This window comes from Pseudomonas sp. (assembly GCF_030150285.1).
Lineage (GTDB): Bacteria > Pseudomonadota > Gammaproteobacteria > Pseudomonadales > Pseudomonadaceae > Aquipseudomonas.
In genome coordinates this window covers 1-19,231 of the sequence record NZ_JASLGE010000089.1, presented here as the reverse complement: position 1 = coordinate 19,231, position 19,231 = coordinate 1, and the positions used below count along the sequence as shown (strand labels likewise).

At 56.3% G+C, this 19,231-nt stretch carries 22 protein-coding genes; 3 read left to right on the top strand and 19 right to left on the bottom strand.

All coding sequences use genetic code 11. From position 1 onward, the window contains the following. Positions 1–92: 92 nt before the first annotated feature. The 18 genes from Q1W15_RS20785 to Q1W15_RS20700 all read right to left on the bottom strand — a co-directional run bounded on the left by Q1W15_RS20785 (position 93) and on the right by Q1W15_RS20700 (position 16,783). Positions 93–1,529 (bottom strand): DUF6094 domain-containing protein, encoded by a 1,437-nt coding sequence (locus Q1W15_RS20785; protein ID WP_300731711.1) that lies wholly within the window; start codon positions 1,527–1,529, stop codon positions 93–95. Between the two features lie 23 nt (positions 1,530–1,552). Then, positions 1,553–2,152 (bottom strand): hypothetical protein, encoded by a 600-nt coding sequence (locus tag Q1W15_RS20780; protein WP_300731708.1) that lies wholly within the window; start codon positions 2,150–2,152, stop codon positions 1,553–1,555. 77 nt (positions 2,153–2,229) lie between these two features. Next, positions 2,230–2,511, bottom strand: a complete 282-nt coding sequence (locus Q1W15_RS20775; protein WP_300731706.1) for a hypothetical protein — start codon at positions 2,509–2,511, stop codon at positions 2,230–2,232. 84 nt (positions 2,512–2,595) lie between these two features. Continuing rightward, on the bottom strand, positions 2,596–3,201 hold the full coding sequence (locus tag Q1W15_RS20770; protein WP_300731704.1) for a DUF3275 family protein: 606 nt from the start codon (positions 3,199–3,201) through the stop codon (positions 2,596–2,598). Between the two features lie 197 nt (positions 3,202–3,398). Beyond that, positions 3,399–3,893, bottom strand: coding sequence for an STY4534 family ICE replication protein (locus tag Q1W15_RS20765; RefSeq protein ID WP_300731701.1), 495 nt, complete (start codon positions 3,891–3,893; stop codon positions 3,399–3,401). 99 nt (positions 3,894–3,992) lie between these two features. Continuing rightward, the gene (locus tag Q1W15_RS20760) at positions 3,993–4,244 is read right to left on the bottom strand and encodes a hypothetical protein (RefSeq protein ID WP_300731698.1); all 252 of its coding nucleotides are present in this window, start codon (positions 4,242–4,244) and stop codon (positions 3,993–3,995) included. Between the two features lie 376 nt (positions 4,245–4,620). Next, positions 4,621–4,953, bottom strand: coding sequence for a hypothetical protein (locus tag Q1W15_RS20755; RefSeq protein ID WP_300731695.1), 333 nt, complete (start codon positions 4,951–4,953; stop codon positions 4,621–4,623). 74 nt (positions 4,954–5,027) lie between these two features. Next, positions 5,028–6,077 carry a nucleotidyl transferase AbiEii/AbiGii toxin family protein gene (locus tag Q1W15_RS20750; protein ID WP_300731693.1) on the bottom strand — a complete coding sequence of 350 codons (1,050 nt, stop codon included), beginning with the start codon at positions 6,075–6,077 and terminating at the stop codon, positions 5,028–5,030. Then, a complete protein-coding gene (locus Q1W15_RS20745; RefSeq protein ID WP_300731690.1) occupies positions 6,058–6,465 on the bottom strand; it encodes a DUF6088 family protein in 408 nt (135 codons plus the stop codon). The genes Q1W15_RS20750 and Q1W15_RS20745 overlap by 20 nt, the downstream gene beginning before the upstream one ends. Before the next feature lie 820 nt (positions 6,466–7,285). Beyond that, the gene (gene pilM / locus Q1W15_RS20740) at positions 7,286–7,726 is read right to left on the bottom strand and encodes a type IV pilus biogenesis protein PilM (RefSeq protein ID WP_300731687.1); all 441 of its coding nucleotides are present in this window, start codon (positions 7,724–7,726) and stop codon (positions 7,286–7,288) included. Positions 7,727–7,750: 24 nt separating this feature from the next. Beyond that, positions 7,751–9,121 carry a shufflon system plasmid conjugative transfer pilus tip adhesin PilV gene (gene pilV / locus Q1W15_RS20735; RefSeq protein WP_300731685.1) on the bottom strand — a complete coding sequence of 457 codons (1,371 nt, stop codon included), beginning with the start codon at positions 9,119–9,121 and terminating at the stop codon, positions 7,751–7,753. Next, positions 9,122–9,646 carry a type 4 pilus major pilin gene (locus Q1W15_RS20730; protein ID WP_300731683.1) on the bottom strand — a complete coding sequence of 175 codons (525 nt, stop codon included), beginning with the start codon at positions 9,644–9,646 and terminating at the stop codon, positions 9,122–9,124. Between the two features lie 20 nt (positions 9,647–9,666). Further along, on the bottom strand, positions 9,667–10,758 hold the full coding sequence (locus Q1W15_RS20725; protein ID WP_300731680.1) for a type II secretion system F family protein: 1,092 nt from the start codon (positions 10,756–10,758) through the stop codon (positions 9,667–9,669). Further along, positions 10,748–12,250, bottom strand: coding sequence for a GspE/PulE family protein (locus tag Q1W15_RS20720; RefSeq protein ID WP_300731677.1), 1,503 nt, complete (start codon positions 12,248–12,250; stop codon positions 10,748–10,750). The genes Q1W15_RS20725 and Q1W15_RS20720 overlap by 11 nt, the downstream gene beginning before the upstream one ends. After that, a complete protein-coding gene (pilP, locus tag Q1W15_RS20715; RefSeq protein ID WP_300731675.1) occupies positions 12,247–12,747 on the bottom strand; it encodes a type IV pilus biogenesis protein PilP in 501 nt (166 codons plus the stop codon). Before pilP ends, Q1W15_RS20720 begins: the two co-directional genes overlap by 4 nt. Next, a complete protein-coding gene (pilO2, locus tag Q1W15_RS20710) occupies positions 12,737–14,056 on the bottom strand; it encodes a type 4b pilus protein PilO2 (protein WP_300731673.1) in 1,320 nt (439 codons plus the stop codon). The genes pilP and pilO2 overlap by 11 nt, the downstream gene beginning before the upstream one ends. 1 nt (position 14,057) lies before the next feature. Then, positions 14,058–15,788, bottom strand: coding sequence for a PilN family type IVB pilus formation outer membrane protein (locus Q1W15_RS20705; RefSeq protein WP_300731672.1), 1,731 nt, complete (start codon positions 15,786–15,788; stop codon positions 14,058–14,060). Next, entirely contained in the window at positions 15,785–16,783 is a 999-nt protein-coding gene (locus tag Q1W15_RS20700) for a TcpQ domain-containing protein (protein ID WP_300731671.1), read from the bottom strand. The genes Q1W15_RS20705 and Q1W15_RS20700 overlap by 4 nt, the downstream gene beginning before the upstream one ends. Positions 16,784–17,394: 611 nt before the next feature. On the opposite strand from Q1W15_RS20700, the gene Q1W15_RS20695 reads away from it, so the two are divergent. From Q1W15_RS20695 to Q1W15_RS20685, 3 genes are all read left to right on the top strand, one after another. Beyond that, on the top strand, positions 17,395–17,685 hold the full coding sequence (locus tag Q1W15_RS20695; protein WP_122552633.1) for a DUF3892 domain-containing protein: 291 nt from the start codon (positions 17,395–17,397) through the stop codon (positions 17,683–17,685). A gap of 401 nt (positions 17,686–18,086) precedes the next feature. Continuing rightward, positions 18,087–18,773 (top strand): hypothetical protein, encoded by a 687-nt coding sequence (locus Q1W15_RS20690; RefSeq protein ID WP_300731658.1) that lies wholly within the window; start codon positions 18,087–18,089, stop codon positions 18,771–18,773. Next, positions 18,773–18,943, top strand: coding sequence for a hypothetical protein (locus tag Q1W15_RS20685; RefSeq protein WP_300731655.1), 171 nt, complete (start codon positions 18,773–18,775; stop codon positions 18,941–18,943). Before Q1W15_RS20690 ends, Q1W15_RS20685 begins: the two co-directional genes overlap by 1 nt. A 107-nt stretch (positions 18,944–19,050) precedes the next feature. On the opposite strand, the gene Q1W15_RS20680 is transcribed toward Q1W15_RS20685, so the two are convergent. Then, positions 19,051–19,231 (bottom strand): transposase domain-containing protein (locus tag Q1W15_RS20680; RefSeq protein ID WP_300731653.1); only part of this gene is annotated, 181 nt, incomplete at its 5' end.

The window sequence follows — 19,231 nt, the reverse complement described above, 5'->3', positions numbered from 1 at the left end:
TCTCCGGGAAGGGTGAAACAGGGCATGCACGACACCCCGGCGGGTATGGTGAATACCCTGTGGGTGAGGAAGTGCCGGATAGGCGTGGTAGGTCAGTATTCCGATGGCAGCAACACGGTGGTTGCACTTCGGTCGGCTTCGGTGATGATCCAGAGTTCAGGTTCGAGGTCATCGTCTAGGGTGTATCTGGAGAGCAAGCGACCTCCGTTTGCCAACGCGTGTTGGTTACTGGTCCGGTCGTAATACTCGAGGTCGCCCCAGTCGCCCGCAAAGTGACGTTTGAGGTAATGGGTTACGTCGAGAGTGTCTTTATCCGCCAGTTCAGCAACGCCCTGAGTCATTACCAAACGTCCGGGCTCAAATAGCGAGGCCGTCGGGTGTGGCTCATCAGGCTGGGCTGGCGTGTCGGCCGAGGAGCTGATGGTGATGACACGTCCAAGTTCAGGTGAGTCTGACGTCATGTCCCATGCCCGGATAATGGGCACGAAACGATCCGTCAGGATGCAGACCTCGGAGACGTTGCCGTCCTGGTCTTCGGTAAACTCAGTCTTGCGGACCTTGTCTTTGTAGGTGTCGCCCTTGAGCACTAAAACGCGCCCATTTTTTGAGGTGACAACCCCCGATATCGCCCCGGCAGCCAAAGCTAACGCCAGGTGCCAGCTCGACAGTTTGCGTACAGGTGGCCTTGGTGGTATGCCGCTTTGACCAAAGTGCAGGGTGAAGTCCGGCCATAAGCCACGCAGCCGTTTGACCTCTTGGCTCAATTGCTCCGGTTCCAGTGTGATGCGGTAAAAGTGTTCCAGCTCTGTGGTCGCCGACAAGACTCTGTAGGGCTCCCGCGGCCAGTTTTCGGGTAACGCTTCTGCCGTTAATGCCCCCGTGCCAATCGCCTGAAGGCGGGCGCGGGTGTATTTGACGTCTTGTGGTCGGGCCAGATCCTGGCGTCGAATGCGGATGCCGAATATCACCACTTGTTTGAAGGTCGGATCAGACGCGCTGTAGATCCGCAGCTCAGTGAAGTGGCTGCACAACCAGCCGCACAGTTCGTCGTCCAGCACAGAGTACGGGACGATAAACACCAGCACGCCGCCGTATTGCAGCAGAGGAAGCGCCCGTTGATAGAACGCTTTCTCCAGTCGTTGGCGACCGTTGCCTTGGTACTGTGAAGCACCGCAATGGTCGCTGACCAAGTCTCCGTAAGGTGGGTTGAGCCACAGCAGCCCGAAGGACTGGCGGCTGATGAGGGTGTCCATCAGGTCGCTGTGCAACACGCGATCAAGCAGTGTTTTGCAGTGCTCTGCACGTTCCTGGTCGTACTCGACCGCGTAAGTCTCTACGCGGTCACGTCCCAGTGCATGGGCGGTTTCGGCCAGTGCGGCACCTTCGCCGGCACACGGGTCAAAGATCCGCATTTTGCCGTTCGGAGAGGGCGCTAAAGCCAGCAACACGCGTTCCAGTGTGGTTTCGTCGGTGGGGTAATAGCCGTTGCGGGCGAAATTGTGCGCCAGGCGCGTAAACATCAAAGCCATGATAGGGCCCCCTGTTTGAAGGCTCAGGATTGAGCGTGAGTAGTGAGGTGTCCCGCGCGAATCAAATCGCCCAAGGAAGGTTCAAGCACGTCGAGTTGCAGCGATAAACGCCAGGCTGTGAGTGGGCCTGACGTCCCTGGAAGGGGCTGCAACATGTCGTGTCGGGTCAGGACGTCCATAACCGGTTCACGCCAGTGCGGCAGAAGCGGTAACGGGCAGGTTTCGGTGATCAGTGGCCAAAGCCGTTGATAAGGGGATTGCCCGTTTTCAAGCAGGGCGTAAGCGAAGTGGTTTGCGCGGTCAGGTTGAACGCAGCGCCGGTCGAACAGCCACAGATGCAGCAGGCTCCCGAACAAGGTGCCGCGAAACTGCCGTGTGGTGCGTTTTTCCAGCAAGTCGGTGTTAGGAAATACCGGAAGACTGCGGCCGTCGGCCACGATATGAAATTGATCCAGACCGTTTTCGGATGAGCCGAGTGTGAGCCTGGCCAGAAACTCCTGCAGCGCCGTGTCGCGGCCCCAGGCGGAGAGAAAGACCAGATTGCGCTGCTCATCGCACGCGCACGCGTCGACAAACAGGTCGGGGCACTCCTCAATGGGGAAGAGCGGGGTAGGGTTGGGCATGTGAACCTCCAGAGTGGAGGGCTTCACCGCCCTGAAGGGCAGTGAAGCCCTTCGGGTTATTGGCGGTGAATGACGTGTTATTGCTCGGTAGCCAGTGATGCGTCGGACTTGAACGTGTTGTCGTTCGGATCAAACCAGATGGCATTTTCCTGGAACAACGGGCTGTGCCCCTTCAGAAATGTTCGTACCCAGTATTGGGGGCGAAGCTCCACGGCGGCATCGGCTTGCTCGGCGGTTAAGTCGAGGTCCTCTATAAAAAGGTCCCACAGCTCTTCATCCGTCGACACCTGGTTGTTGGCAAGGTGGTCGTCGATGTTGTCCAGCGTTTTGGCGGTCAGGTGGTTGAAAATGGGATTCATGTGATGCTCCTGGTGTGAAGAGGAGCGCCCAAGAGGGAGTTCCTCATGGGTGTGCCGATTGGCGTGGTTGAGTGGCGGACTCTGTCAGGTGTTGGACAGGTTCCAGAGTTGCAGTTTGAAGTCGTGCAGGTAGCCGAGGTCTGAGAGCCGACGACACTGTTGGCGTAATTGCTGACGGTCAACGGTGGTGTCTAGCCTGACTGTTTCGCTCAGTGGCCAAAGGGTGCCGAACAGCGCAGCATCTGCCTGCGGGTCTGTTGTGGTGTTGGCCGGTGCCATGCCAAACGGGGCATCTTCCAGTGATGCCTGTTGAGTGGCGGCTGTTACGGGTCGCTCAGTTGGCCGGTGTTCTGGCGTTGAGAGAGAAGCCGAAGGCTCTTCATCAATGGGGTCCGGTTCGTTTGGCGAGAGCTTGGCGGCCTCTTCTGTGGTCAGATTGTCGACGTCATCAAGGCTCATGCTGTCCAGCTTTGCACGAATCTCAACGACCAAACGACCTGCAGTGGAGTAATACGAAGGACGGATTTCCGTTATCAGAAAGTCGCCTTTGTATTTGCCTTCATCGTATTGATCGAGGAGGGCATCTTTGATGATGAACTCACCGATTGAGGTGGAAAGTCGCCCCACGTTGAAGTCGCCATTGCGACCGCTAATGGTGCGGATGGCCAGTTGGCCAGGGATGTTAATCATGCGTGGCTCCGGGCAACGCTTTATCGGACTGACAAGCGCGTTGCGGGCAAGAGGAGAGGCCAGAATCGCTCGGGCCATAAGGTCTCTCCAAGTATGTGAACGCACCCGAACCGGCGTGGATGTCGGTAATGGAAGTGCCTTGGATAGGGCGATGAACATGGATTGATAAGGCACCCAAGAGGGTGCCTTGATTTCAATCAAGCGGGCTGACGTTGTTTTTCATCAGCCTGTGGTGTTGCACTTGCCGAACCGGATTCAGCGTTGCCTTCAAGGGGTTCAGCCGCGTCTTTTGGTTTGGCTTCGTAGACGGTGTCGCCATCCACTTTGATCCAGCCGATAAATAGCAGGCGTCCTTTGAGACTGGCTCCCGGTTGGCCTTGTTTATCGCCTTTCTCGTAGGTAAAGGCATCAGCCCAGAGGTCGCCGATACGAAAGCTGACAAGCACTTTCTTCCCGGCCTCGACGGCTTCCTGGCAACGACGAATCAGCTTTTCAGCCTCAGCGCCGACGACATTGCAGTCGATGTAGGAATATTCGACGTCATCGGATGAACCGTGCAGTGCAGCAACCGCGACAGCCATAAAAGGCTTGCCCTTGCCGCGAGGTTTCACTTCACGGATACGGTTGAGGTAACCGATGCCCGTGGTGTGCAGGTCGAAGAATTTGCTTTCGTGGGTGAGAGAAGTGCTCATGGTGAATCTCCAATTTCAAAGAAGCAGAAAGCGGAGAAACACTTCGCCCTTGGGGGAAAGTATTCCCCGCGAAGGTGGGTAAAGCTGGTGTAGCGGTGTTTAGAGCATCAGTTTTATTGCAGCAAGCATGACACCCGCGGTTGCTGACAGCATCAGGCCCATGCGGAGGGTGAGTTTGACTTCAAGCTGAGCCAAATCGGCTTTAAGTTCAGCGTGAAGGGCGGCCAGATCAGCTTTGGTTGCCAGCAGTGAATGCATATCGGACTCCAACGCTTCAATGACTGCATTAGCTTTCTGCTCGGGAACGTTAATCGAGATCAACGCTTGATAGAGAGCCAGTTCGGTTTTCATCAGACCTCCAAAAAAGTCGAGAGGCCTGCCCTGACGGGGGAGGCCCGTCATGGGTGGGTAATTTAGATGCTTCCATCGACTTGCGTCGATTGATCGCGCTACCGGAAGCTATGGCGATCTTGGGCGTGGATCAATGCGGTAAACCGCATCGTAGTCTTGAAGATCCTGACTACTGGGCATGTTGCTGACGACGTCAGCGATACATAGGGTAAGCATGGAAACGACACCGGGCTCTGTCAATAATCGTTACGTTTAAAGTTTGAGTGGATGTTTCGGTGAAGGCTAAGGAATTCATACCGCTTAGCTATTGTGATCTCTTGGCGTTACTGGCAGCGTTTTTACTGAAGTCGTTTTTTGAAGGGATTTCGAACAGAGATTAGTCTCGAATTATAAGACCATGTTTCTTTTCTAAGAAGGTTAATATCCGATCAATGCCTGACATAACATCAAGCTGATTCGCTCCAAAAGCGTAGTACCCACTGCGTACGGCCTCGTCAGAGGCATTGTCTGGAATCGTAGGTGAGTTTATTTTTTGTTTGTTTCCGTCAATTTCTCGGATTGTAACCGGGTATCTATAGCTGCGGCCAGCGGCCTCTCGTATTCCGCCGGGGCCATAATTTTGGATGCTGGCGTTGTAGCATTCCTGTCCAAGAATGCCTTCAAGTTGCACTAGGAGTGTGCGCCTGGATTTGGAAAGTTTTTCTGTCATGATGGTTTCTCTAAAGGGTAATGACTATCTAGGTGTTGGGTGTCTAATGAGCCTTCCAACTTTAATGAATTCGCTCATACGGTGTAATTCAGCAGACGCCTTGCGACATCAGCGAAAACCACATAGCAGCTTTGATAATCCGGTTTATCGACGGTGTACAGTAACGGTTTCAGACGCTGCTCGAAGTTCGCTTTCAACTCTTCGTGGGTAGCAGCCGCGGCCAAGGTTCTGTGAAGCACGGTGTATGGATCCTGATCAAATTCTGGATGCTGTCCTCTGAACTCTTCCACATCCATTTGGACCAGCGCGTCAAAGATCAGACAAGCGGGCTCTATTGCATCAGGCTTGCTCTCTGCGATCCGCCAGACATCGTAGATGTGGCGAACCAAGGCGGTATCAAAGTCTCCGCGTTGATGTCCGTCCCAGTTCCAGGCACAACGGCGCAGTAGCGACAGTACTTTTTCAGCCAAGGTCTCTGCCACGGTAATGCAACTCATGGAAAACCGGACGGGAGCATGGCGATCGATAAATGGGTCAAGCATGTACCCCATTTCGCACATCTCGTCAGCCAGCATTGGAGGCCGATGAATTAGCTCAAGCTTAAGTTGGGGGCGAAGTACGCCAGACACGTCCTGGAAATGTGCACCGTACGAGACCAATAGGCAGTAGTAGCGACGGCTGTCTCGTAGGACCGGGTTTTCTTGGTTGTCGTGGACGACGTATTCGAAGCCCATTTGCGTCAGGCTGCGCTCTACCTCTTTTTGCAAATCCTTTAAGCGCCCTCGGTTCGCCTTTTCCATAGCGTAGCCTTCAGGCACTTTTTCTAATATGACCTTGATGTCAATGTCTTCAGACATTCTCTCGATAAGGCCGTGAGCTTTCGAAAGGCAGGTACCCCCAGCAAAAATCAGCCGTGTTGCCAGGTTGATCGTCGCAGGCTTGACGTCTCCCTTCTGGCGATCCTGCTGATGCGCAGTGTGCATGATTTGGATTTGGGACAAAACGCGCAGTGCATCGGTGATGTGCTGGTCTTTTTCAACGACGACAGCAGGCAGGTTTCCAAGCAGTTCTGCGGTGGCGGCATCTTCGATGTCAGACTTCAGATCATCTGGAATTGTTTTCATAAGTTAAGGTGCTATTCCCTACAGTCACTTTCCGCGAAATGCGTCGACCACCTGTGTTAACAGTTGCTCCCATGGGGATCTGCGTTGATCTGCCGCTGTTGTACTCTGAAACGAGTGAGCTTGGAGTCACCGAAATATTGAGCTTACGGAAAAGCTCCGCTGCGATCATTTCCAGCGTCCCCGCTGGGGTGGGCTTGCCGGTGAACTTGTTGATGCGGGTCTTGGCGAACGCTCCCTTACTCACGCGAACAAGCATTCCGTCATTCACAAAGCGGGCCAGCACTCGCCCGACCTGAGAGTCACTCCCCATCAGGGCAAATTCCGAACGCAAGACGACCACGCTTTTACGCTGCTTAATCGAGCGGCTCATGCGGTCTTCGAGTTTCATACCTCACCTCCCAGGTGGAACTGAAATTAACAGGGTCACTATAGGCTCCTATAGTCTTTTTTCCTAGTATTTACGGGTATTTTATTGATCAAAAACTGCGCATAGATGCGCAGTTTTTGCATGGTAAAAGCGAGCTTCTGACTGCTTTTTAAACGCCCACTCGGCTGGTTCCGCTGACAATAAAGTCGCGAAAGCTTATTAGCACCTCATTCACAATTTGAAAAACCACCGAGAGCAACGAACCAAACCCTGCTCTCGGTTACAGTCCAACGCACTGTCTGAAAAGCATGCCACCTGCAAGTCATGAAGCGCCTTTGATCTCTGGGCTGTGATCGTGACGGTTCAATGTCGCCTGGCCGATTATCGTGGCTGGGGCCAGTAAGCTTAAGGCACGCATCCGCGCACAAAGGGAGCCCTGCGTTTCGCCGGCGGGCCACCGGCCAGGAAAAGTCGCTACCAATGGGTAGCCTCATGAGCCTTCGCAAGGTCATCAGGCTACCCATCGGGGGTGCTTTAAAAAGAGTGAGCCGCAACACCCGTGCGGCTCTTGGATGACGATGCTTCGAACCTCAAGAAAACCCTATGTGCCTTTGGACTCGCTATTCACGAGTTGACGGCTGCGTGTCTGGCTTGGAACAGGGAGACACAGGGAGAGCTTTCGACCAGATCCGCACGCGCTTCCCGGAGCTCAGCGTGCTTTGGGGTGGTGACGGGTAAACCGCGTCACCGAGCGCTACTGATGACCGCCAGTAGCCAGCGAGGTGAAATCTGTGAACTAAAACAGTGTGCCACACGCTAATTCGGTCTGCCAAATTCTCTGTTATCGATAAAGCACCGCCGCTCCCATGGGGAGGGCAGGCGGCAGCACGATTATCGTTTCTCCCGCGCTTGGGCTGACTAATCGGCCTTGCACATTGAGCCCCACGGCGGTGGAGTTGGTTGTTAATTCAGCCAGCCGAGTGGCCAACCCGGCTGGCGGTTGTGCATAAAACGTATAGCTCGCCCCTCCAGAAACATAACCCTCAACCCCCGGCAGGTGCTCAAACCAGCCCGGTAGTTTCAAGGCGAAATCTTCCACCGCGCCTTCGGCTTCACTATGGGCTTGTGCATAGATGGCTAAGGCTTGGCGATAGATCAACAGGTTGTGCGCGATGGCAGAGGTGTCACCTTGCAGAGCAACGGTCTCGGCGCGATCCGAGTGTTCGCTCAACAGGTTGAGGGCAATGCCTGTGATTAACATCACAAGCCAGTAAAAAGGCATACCAGGTGCTCGTCAGGTCTGGGCTCAGGGGGTGAACTCGGTCAGATAAATCACGCCGGCTCCACACTGGAAAGGGTAGGACGACACCCGGTAAGCGCTGCCACCTGGCACCATAAAGCCCGTGGAGGTGGACTTTGAGCCCAGGTCGTAGGTGTGTACCGAGCCGGAGACGGTAATCCAACTGCCGTAAAAAACAGCAGCACTCATCTGGTAGACGTTGCCGCAGGTTCCGCCGACGCCATTGCCGCCGAAAGCGTTGACATAAATCGGGGACGTTGACGTATTGGTACGCGTGACGATTCCCCAATAGGTACCGACATTGGCCAGTTTGCCTGGCCCGGCGCGCGCACCTTTCCAGAGGCCGGATTGGCATGACAGGGTTAAGCCCGCAGAGTCGCGGCCGATCAATCCATCGGGTGAACACGCGGTGTTTTCGGTGGCCACGCCGACCAGTTGGAGGTATTCGCCTATCTCTGCACGTCCTTCCGAGGCCAGTGTTCCGGCGCGGATCTGTCCTGGCGTGTAGACGCTTTTATCGCCATAGGCGCGGACCCAACTGGCGTCGGACATGTACCAGCCACCGCCCCATTTTTCGTTGTACCAGCCCGTGTCGCCCAGCGTGCGAAACCAGTTGCCGGTGTAGGTCTCACCCGCTATACGGGCGGTGTTGGTGTTTATTTCGTCGGCTGCCGTTACAGTGCCCGAGGCACTGATATTGGCCGCGTTGGTCACATCACTGTTGCCCATGTCCAGAGCCGTGTTCATCCGGTTGAGCTCAGGTTTGCCGGGGATGGCGTTGCGGTAGAGGTAGTCATTGGCCAGCGTGCCGTCCTGCAGAAACAGCGCGCTGGCGGTGTGGCCCACCCCTGGGTTGATCCCGAAGTGATTCAAGGCGATCTGCCAACCGCCCCGAATACCCTGCACGGTATCGGTCTTGTTGACGGGGATAAATCCGCCCGTACCGCCCAGGTTTTCAGCGATTTCTCGGGTGCCGATTTCATCAATAGATTCCCCTCCCGTGGTGATCAGAATCGATTCCAGTTGGTCGGGAACAGGGCTGCGAGCCAGCACCAGAAACCGTTGGCCGAAGGTGTTGGTATCGTTAAAGCCTTCAGGCAGATAACGCGTGTTGCGCAGCATCTCAACGGTGATTTGTGCCGGGACCGTAGGCGTCGCAGCGGCCAATACCGCGCGGTAATGGTCTTTAATGTACCGAGCGGCCGCATCAGCAACGATTTGCTGCTGTTGGGCTGCTATCTGATAGTTTTGCGAATCCATACGGCTGGCCAGAAGGCGAGCGCCCAGGGCACTCAACAGACTGAAAGCGATGATTGCGAATATCAGTTCCACGGCCATGAAGCCGCGCTGATGACCGCCCGGGACGGAGGTGTTCATCTAATAAACCGTCCACGCGACGGTGTTTTCATCCGAATCAGTGCAGTTGGCAGCAGCAATTGCGGATGAGACTTCTCCTGTAACACGAGTGCCGCCATTGATTGAGGTACTGACTTTTTGCCCGCGGCTGATTTTGGTTGCCAGTGTCATGCAGGCATCCACTGGCAGGCCGTTTTCGGTGAGGGTGAAGGTCATGCCACCGGACGCCACGGTGACGGTACCGTTCCAGGCGTTGTACAGCGTGCCGCCGGACACGCTCATGTTGGGCAGGCCTTTACTGGCGATCAGTTGGTCCACCAGGTTGCTGCCGGAAGGCCCGTAGCCGTCGCTGCCTTTGAGCTTGCGGGTGTTGGCGACCAATTGGCCGATGTTGGATTGTTCGTTGCTGACGTCAGAACTGCCGAGCAACGAGCCCCCGTTGTAGATCGCGTAGCCAATACCAATGGCAATACAGATCAGCACAAATAACATCGACAGATCGATAAAGCCTCGTTGGTCAGCGGGATTGCGCAGAGTGGAATGCATGGAAATTACCTCGTCGAAATTCAGCGCTGCAACGCGCTGGTGATGTCGCTTTGCAGGCTGTAGGTCCCCACGAGTACGAGGATCATCAGTGAGCCAATGGCGACGGATGAAAAAATCAGCAGGCCCTTTGAATAGCGCTCGATGCGCTTGAGCGAGTTTTCCAGCCAGCGTTGGCTGAAGCGGTGAATGGCCTCGGAAAACCCTTTTCGCGTGGCCAGCACGCACAAAAACTGCACCGCCTGCTTGTCCGGAAAGTCATGCCTGGCCAGTTGCAGCGCTTCGCCAAAGTTTTTGCCCATGCGCACGCCATAGCGCACGGCCACAAGGCGTTCACGAAGCCAGGGTTTGGCGTTGAGTTTGAGGGTATCGAGGGCTTCAACCTGATTGATGTTGGCGCGCAGCATCACCGAGATATTCAGCAGAAAGGTCGAGCCGTGCAGGGTTTTGTAGATCGACCACGGTGGAAACCGCTCCAGCATCACCCGCAGCGTCCCGCAGAAGTACGGCAAGGTAATGATCGACACCGCCAGTAAAATAACCGCGACGCTCAACGTGAGCAGGCCCCATTGTTCAACGTAGTGGGCAATGGCGTAGAGCAAGGCGGGCACGCCTGTCCACGATTCAGGGTCCGAGCGGCGTGACATGGCCGGGACCATGCGCGTGGCAATGATGTGCAGCAGGTAAGCCATCAGGCTCCACAGCAGTGTCGGATACAGCGCCGATGACAGCACCAGTGAGAGGATTTTTTGCTGGGCTTCGAGCACGCGCACGCAATCAAAAAATGCCTGCAGCAAGTGACCTGTGCGTTCACCAGCCGCGATAATCGCCACCTCCTGATACGACATCCAGCTCTGGCAGGCGTCCGCCAGCGGTTTACCGTTTTGAACACTTCGGGCCATGGCCGAGCAGGCCAGCGAGATCGGGTGACGGGGCTGTTTGCCCTGATCGCTGTACACCCCGGCAACCTCTTTGAGCGCTTCATTGAGGGTGACGCCGTTTTCCAGCAACGCGATCATGCTTTCGTAAAACTGTATCTTTTCCGGCGTCCCGAATTGGCGTCGATACCAGCCCTCGGCCACGGCGTTGTAGCCGTCCAGCCACCTAGTCAGCATGCTGCCCCTCCAGAATGTACTGATCAAAATCCAGAGGGCCGACGATGGTTTCAGCCATGCGTGGGTCGATCAAACCGGCGCGCACCTTGCTTAGGGTGTGGCTGGTTTTGGTGATGCCGCCCATTTCACGAACCCAATAATTGCGGGCTTCCCCAGCGCCCTGTTCGCGGAAGACACGCATAAAACCGTGGGTGCTGACCAACACCTCAGCTACCACGGTACGGGTCGTGACACCCAACTGTTGGCACTGCGGGCAACCGTCACCTTGTAGCCAGACTTCCTCAATCGTCGTCAGCCGCTGCAGGCGCTGCACCAGGGCGCTGTCGAGCTCGGGCAGGTGGTCGCTTGCCGGCTTGCGACAGTGCGTGCAAAGCACCGGCAACAGGGACTGATTGATGATGCCGGTCAACAGTGCAGGGTCGGTGACCAGGCTGATGTCCATGCCCATGTCGATCACCCGCTGAATCGAGGCGATCGCGTTATTGGTGTGCAAGGTCGAAAGCACCAGGTGCCCCGTCAACCCGCCGGTAAATGCGGCGATGCACGACGGCAAATCCCGTACCTCGCCGTACATCAAAATATCCGGGTCGAGGCGCATGGAGTTGGCGATTGCGTTTACCCAGGTTTCTCCGGGCCCCAAGGGTGACTGATTAGCCAAGAGCGGGTATTCGGGCGGGTCTTCAACGGTCAGGATATGCCGTGTGCCCCCCGTTTCCTGTGCCAGGAGGTTGAGGTTGACCTGCAAGGTTTTGGACTTGCCGGACCCGGTGGGGCCGGTGATGAAATTCACACCGTAAGGCAGTCGGCACAGGCGTTTGATTTGTGCGATTTGGCTGGGCAAAAAGCCCAGGTCTTCCAGTGATTGCCTGGACTTGTCGTCCGACAGCAATCGCAACACCATCAAGGGCCCGTTTACCAAGGGGCGGGTAGAGACGCGTGCACCGAACAGCCCCAGTTGATCGACAAACTGACGGCTGACCCGGGCGTCCTGGCTTATTTCCGGCTGAAAGTGTTCTTTGGCCACATCGCACATGCTGTTGTACAGCGCAGAACACAGCTCACGGCCTTTGGAACTGGGGATTTCCCCGGCGGCAGTCAGCAGGCCATGCACGCGGAAAAAGATCCGCGTGATCTCGTGGCCCACTACAAAATGAATATCACTGGCCCTGGCCTGATGCGCCCGGCCCATCAGGGCAATGACTTCTTGCTGACGTTGAGTGCTGGTGGGCGCAGTGAGCGTGTCGGCATTCACCGTCTGCGCTTGATAGAGCGCCTGGATTTCGCTCATGCACGACGCCTTGACCTCAAAGGCGACATTGGCGCGATCGAGGCGATCCATCAGGGCCATGACAAAGGGGTCAGTGAGGTGCTGTTCAGAGACAAACAGCAGCCCGGACTCCGTCAACGCGCAGAACTGACGCAACTCGGCATTAAGCGCCCACGGCTCGCCCACCGCGGTGAGCAGGCGCGAGGGGAGTGTGTATGAGGTCATGGCGCAAACACCGGAGCAGGTTGACCTGGCGGCATGCCCGGCAACCCCATGGCTGGGGGCAGCAATGCCCCACCGTTGCTGGTGGCCATGGGTGGCGTGGTGGCAAACCCCAAGGGGTAGCGCTTGTCGGCACGGCGTAACACCACGCGATCAACGCTGATGCTGACCACGGAATAGCCGCCAGGTAACTCGGGGCCGCCGACGAGCGCATCAACTTCATAACCCCCGCTGTACAGCAGAGTTGCGCGCAGCGCCTGACGGGGCCCAGACACCATTTTGACCACGGGCAGATGCTCGCTGATGCTGGAGACCGCCGTGCTGCTTGGCAGGCTCAAGCCGTCGCCCTCCAATGCGCGTAACGCTTTGGCGCGTTCGCCCTGGGCTTTATACAGATAGGTTTCGCTCTGTACCGTGGACAGTTCGCCCACCGAGATGGCGGTTTCGGCGTGACTCAGGCCGGTGACGCACAACAGCAGAAGGATCGATTTAGCGCGCATACACATCTCCTGTCACGGTCCAGGTCAGTTGGTGGTTGTGCAGGTGGGTGGTGATGCTGCGCAGTCGAAAGCCAGTGCCGGGCACTTCATGAAGTACCGTGGCCGGCGGTAAGGCGCTGCTGAACTTCAGCTCATAGTGCTTCCAGTCCGGCGGGGGCGGTGTGGGCGGTTCGGGTTGGCCAGGCAGGGCTTTAGGCTTTTTGATCTGCACCGGGATCTCTTTCAGGGTCGGCTCCAGATTCTGGCCATGGAGCCACGACGTCATAGTGGCCAAGGCCTCGTTGACGTTCTGCAACGGCTCATCACCCGCCGGGGTGAGCGAGAGGGCGTTTTTAAGGGCCGCACTGTTGCCCTCATCAAAAAACGCCGGGCTGTCGTCAAAGTGCCCGTTTGCGGCGCTGATAAAAGCTTCTGCCGTGCTGTTGCCTGTGCGTTTGAACGTGGCGGATGCCCGCTCGCCATCGCATTGCGCGGTCGTAAACAACCAGCCCGCGAGGCTCAGTGGCAGCCGGTCGATGGCGCTGTGACAGGCATCGATAAAGGTCTCCACAGAAGCTTGCCTGGCCCACGGATGCTCCAGGGCCTGAATGGATTGCTCTGTTGGAGGATGGGCATCGAGTGCCGCCAACTCCGCTAGCCGTCTCTGTTCGGCAACACGATCAGTGTCCTGAGCCTGGCGGGTGCTGTAAGCGTGCCATTGCTGCCAACCGAGCAGCCCAACGACCAGCGCAGTACCAAGCCCGGCAAGCTTGAATCGTTCTCGTGGCGACAGACCAAAGGCAAGAGGCCGCAGGCGGTCTTCACGGCGTAAATGGCGCGGCTCAAGCAAGGCCTCAATGTCCAGTGGGCGGCCGCCCAGTTGAAACTCGGGCGGTAAAAAAGTTTCGGCAAAGTGCAGTGAACGGCCCTGTAACTGCGCGACCTTACGCTGAATGTCTTCGGCGTTGCCGACCCGGTCACTGCCCGGAATAACCGCCCCTTCAAACAGCGCGACCAGCCCATAGCGGTCTTCGTCGGCTGCAATCCGCCACGCGGCAATCCACGAGTCCCCCAGTTGCCTGGCAAGTGTGGACGCCAGTGAATACATACCCTTGACGGCCCCGGTACTGCGCGCCGCAAACCCCGCCTGAATAATGAAGTCGGTGCGCCGAATAGCCGCCATGTCCAGACCGTGTTCGCGGCCGAACTGGCGAGCTTCGCGCTTATAACCTGCCAGGCTGCTGAGCGGGTGCCACAGCAAGCCCAGCACAAAGCCATGACCGTGGTAACGAAGGATGTGAATCTGAGGCAGAGCCGTCGGGTTCTCCATATCAGCCCCTCCACGGTGCAGGGTCGCCGAGCAGAATCGGCGTGATCAACACCACCAACACGCTATGGGTCGAGGTACGACTTTGTGCCCCGCCCAGCCCCCAGAACCGTGGCTTGCCGACACCGCTAAACGTAGCGTCTTCGGTTTTCTCATCAAACCCCGACAGAATCAGCGTTTGCCCACTGCGCAGTTTGACCTTGGGGCTCAACACCTTGGTGTCGTAATCCGCCGTCTGGACGCTGGAGTCGTTGCTGGTGAAGGTTTGAAAGATGGGTTTTGAACTCATATTGATCGAAATCATCACCAGCACTTCATCGTCCTGGGTGATTCGCGGCAACAGCGTCATATTGAACCCAGAGGTAATAGTGCCGGCGTTCAACGAGGTACTGGTGCCCACCGAGGCGGTGGTGGAGGTGGTGCTCGACGGGATATAGCCCTTCACATTGCCAATCTGAATGGGGGCAGGCTGCAGATTGAGCGTGGTCACGGAGGGGGAGCGCACATTCGACACCCGGCCTTGTTCGGCCAAGGCCTTGATGATCGCGGTCGAGCCCGCCCAAGGCGAATTCGCGCCATCAACGATGCCGATTGAGCCAGACACCGCATTGTCACTCAGGCCGGCCAGGGTGTTACTCAGCGAAAAGCCCCAGTTGCTGCTCAAGGATTTATAGACCGCTGACCAGTCCAGGCCCAACTGGTCCTTGTCGGTCAGCGTGACCTCAAACACCTTAACGTTGAACAGCACCTGCCGGGTGATGGCGCGGTTGGTTTTGGCCAGATACGCCTCTACACGGGCCAGCACCTCCGGGCGGTCCGTCACCGTCAGAGTGCCGGTAGACGCGGCCATAAACAGACGCCCGGGCGGCGAAGGGCTGAGCATGGCCTGCACATTTTGCTCGATATCGCTCAGGATCGAGGTATTGAGCGTGACCTGCGTACTTTGATGGCTACCCGACTCGCCACTGGCCCCGGAACCGCTGCCAGTGCTGCCCCCAGACGTGCCCGAGGTGGTTGTCATACCGGATTTAACGGTGTTTTCAATGACCTGCTGATCGCCAAAGGCATACACCTCAAACACCCGCGTATCGAAGTCATACACCCGCACGGCGCGCTCGGTAGGCGAGTACTGCCAGGCCAGCCCCAAGCGAGACGTTACAAGGTCCAGCAAGGCCGACACTCGGCCATTGAACTTGATCCCGCTGACCGTTTTCGGGGCTACCTGACCCAGGAAGTCCATGCCATGCAAATTTGACCCAGCCTGTTGGCTTAGGCCCGGCGGGAAAAGTCCGGCCAGACTCTCCGGATTCGGGGTTATAGCAGGAGGAGCCCCAGTGGCTGGCTGACTGCTTTTGGAAGGGCGTGCATTCACCTGAGGATTGATGGCATCCGGCGATACCTGCACAGACAGCCCGCACTCCTGAGAGATGAACTGCGCCACCTCGCTGATCGTCACGGCTCCGGCCGGGCGATAAGTGCGCTCACAATCCAGTGCCGCCGGCAGACCACGCTTGGCGATCATCGGCTGGGTGGAGACCCAGGGCTTGGTGCTGAAAATCACCGTATCCCGTGGCGGTTCGGCTTGCTGGTTTCGTAAGAGACCGGCGTGGCGAGAGGCATCAGCCGCCTCGGCTTCAGCGCGTGTTATCGAATCGCTGACCGGTTGCAGCGAACAACTGGTGCAGAGTTGCATGCTCGCAATGAGGCAACTCATCTTAAAGAGAGCACGCATCATCTCGCCCTCTCGGACACGTAAACCATCCGCTGGACAGGGTTACCGTCTACGGCGAAGCGGCGGGGTGCGTGGTCGTACAGCGGGAAAATCTGCGCAATCGCTTCCTGAAATGAACCGTTGAAACTCAAAGGTGCCTCAATCGGATAGTCCAGATCCTCCTGACTCCAGACCAACTGCCAGCCCGCCTGCTTGCACCAGTCGGTAATGGTTTTATGCAACGTGCTCCCGACGGGAGCCGTCCACCTCGTAGTGCCGGTTGCTGGCCCAGTGGCGCGCGCAATGTCGGTTGGCACAGGGCGCGTAACAGCCAGCTCGTCCTGCGGCAAAGTAACCTTCTGGGTGGGGGCGGTGGGGGTAGAAACGGCTGGCGATGTCGCAATACCGGGGACTGTCGGTACAGCCGCAATGGCCACAGCCTCTTTTACCGGCGGTAACGGCTTCGCAACTGCAGGCTGTGTAGCGACCAAAGTTGAAGCCGGTGAGGGCGCATCAGGAAGTTGATAGCCGGGTCGCAACACATAACACACCTGACGATTGACCTCATCGACCTTCACCTGCCAGGCGGGCCCGGCCAGCACCTGCAGCGTGTTACGCAACGTCATTGGCCCCAGCTTGAACTGCGCGGCTGGTAGCGGCCGGGTATACAGAATATTGACGTGACCAGAGGTGGCCGCACACAGCGAAAACCCCGAACGATCCATAACGTACTGCATCGCATCACGCACATTCGGCTTCATATTCGCCGGGATATTCACATCGATAATCTGCGCCATCAGATCCCGCTGCCATGACGTAGGCAGCGTACTCACCAACGTATAGCGCCCATAGCGAACGACCGGCTCCTTCTCCGATATAGCACCGTTCGGGTACAAATCCGGAGCGAGCAGGTCAGGGTTGCGACTGCTGTCGAAGGCAGGCTTGAGTGCCGGCTCAGTCTGGCTCGTGCAACTGGCGAGAAGCGCGAATAGGGACAGTGTGGTGAAGTGCCTGATCATATGCCGAAAGGCCCCCTTTGATGATGGAGGGACAGTGGCAGGTCAGTTAATGCGGGACATCAGGAAATAGGTTTTTGAGGGGGTGGGCTTTTTTGTGTAGGGGCTGAGTTGTTATTTCATTGAGTCGATTGCAGTGTTCGTTTGAAGGGGGGCAAGCGGCCAAATGCAGACCTTCGAATGAGCCCAGGAAACTAGGGGCAATTCAGCCATCGTAATCCATGATTCTTTTCCTACTTACTTCGCCGTGTAGGGAGAGTGCTTCCTACCATGCTCTCGCGCAGCTTTTATCAAATCAGTTGTTGACATCTTCTGGCTTTCGGCACTGTTTTGTTTCGCAAACATTACGATGCGATCCTTCCAGCGCCCTGATGTTGCTTGTGGCGCAATTAAATCAACGAGTTAGAGCGCACGAGATATCTTGAAACCGCCCTAAATCGTGCTGATTGGTATTATCCCCGCCCTTCGAACTGAACCCATCAGCAACGAAAAAAAGCCCCGCAGCCGTTGTAGGCTCAGGGGCTTTATAATTTCTTCCAATACACCCACTTGCAAAACTCAAGTCAGCTCCCCACTTCATCAAAGGCACTTTGCCATGACAGCGAGGATTGACCATGACTGACTTTTGCATCACAGCAGTTCGATACAACGCCGACAAAAAACATATTGACTACGTCCTGGTAAGCGAAAATCTCCCAAAGGCTTTCGGCACTAAACGCGCCGTGCCAAGGGGTTTTGTTGCCGATCTGATCCGTTTGAAAAAGGCAACGTTCTCTACGTGGGTTAGCAATGGAAAAGGGGAGTCGGAGAAAGGGTCCGATGTGCATGTGGTGGAAGAGATTTACCTTTCCACTGACGCAAACAGCAAGAAGCGGGACAACCTCGAAAACCTGCCAACGTTTTGATCGGGGCTAATTGTGTATGTCAGGTCGAACAGCTCTGACATACGCCGATTGCGCTGCAGTATTTCGGTCGTTAAGCCCCAATCCCATGTGTTTATTGAGGCTCAACGCATATCACTACTGCATGCACAAACGTATGATTGGCATTGATTGGCATTGATTGGCATTGATTGGCATTGAATGGCATTGAATGGCATGGATTGGCGTACGGTTTGCCCATTTTTGCCCCACCCTCGCCAGCTCCTCCTCCCGGGCTCACGGTCTCGACAGTAATCCTAACGATGGGTAAACCAGTCCTCTGACAGGCAGCATTCGGCCAAAAGCGAACCTGAACTTAGCCATGGCTAAGGCACCATCTATTAGCGATAAAATACGTTATCACCAATTAATCCCAAGGACGCGTGATGGGCACGACCGAACCGTTTCAGATCCGTGATACCTACATCCGTGTCGATACCATGGCCGACACCTACGCAGAAATTGCTGAGGAGGCCTTTGCTCAGTTCTTGTCTGAAATGGCCAATCCTGTTCCTCATCCAGAATTGCGACACGACTATGCAGCCTACGACGAACACGAAAAAATAAAGAGTGAGGCGGGGATAAAAACCATCGTTTTCTCCGCGATGGCCCTCGAAGCCGCTGTATTTGACTTAGCTGCCATTCAGCTGAGCGATAAAGTGGCCACCGATTACCTGGACAAGATGGATTTGTTGGGTAAGTGGATGATTGTCCCTCGACTCATTTGCGGCCGATCCCTCAGGGAGGACGGCCCTGCAATCAACGGCCTAAAAGGACTGGTTAAAGCGCGGAATGCGCTGGTGCACCATAAATCCAAGGAATGGGATAAAGCGGGTAAGGCTGAACGAGCCATGACTGATAGATGGGCCAGATTTGAAAAAGACCAGGTACCCAACGCCTTCAAGACACTGGTCCTGCTTTCGCTCGAGGTGGATGCCGTGCTGGAAAACTTCCTGGGCGCTCTTCCCTTCTATGGAAGAGAGATCTACACGGACTCGCCGCGTCATCCTCACGTAGAAGAAGTCGTGCAACGCTGCCTCAACATCCACCAGAAAAACTGGGAGGAAACTTGATGCCCGGCCTTGTTATTCAGAGTGAACGCCGGCTAACCGCGGCAGAGTTCCAGCAACTGGCCGAAGTGCTGGCGGCGATCGAGTGGTTCGCCAATTTCGAAATTAGGACCGACGGCTTTGGGTCGATTGCATCCTTTCGCGAAGGGCAGCAACCGGCCCAGAGTGTATAAAAACGCTGAGTCAAAATTGAAGTCTGCGCTTCTATGTCAAATCTGAAATTTATCGGCTGGTTGGCAGACCTGGATTTGTATCCGTTCGGGCATCCCATCTTGCGTAACTAAGTCGGTTGCCAACGATGTGGCAATAGCTCTCCGATATCACTTGCCCGCTGCGTCGGCAGGCGCGTGAAAACGTCCTTCAAGTAGGCGTACGGATCATGCCCGTTGAGCTTGGCCGATTGGATCAAGCTCATCAACGCAGCAGCGCGTTTGCCACTACGTAACGACCCTGCGAAGAGC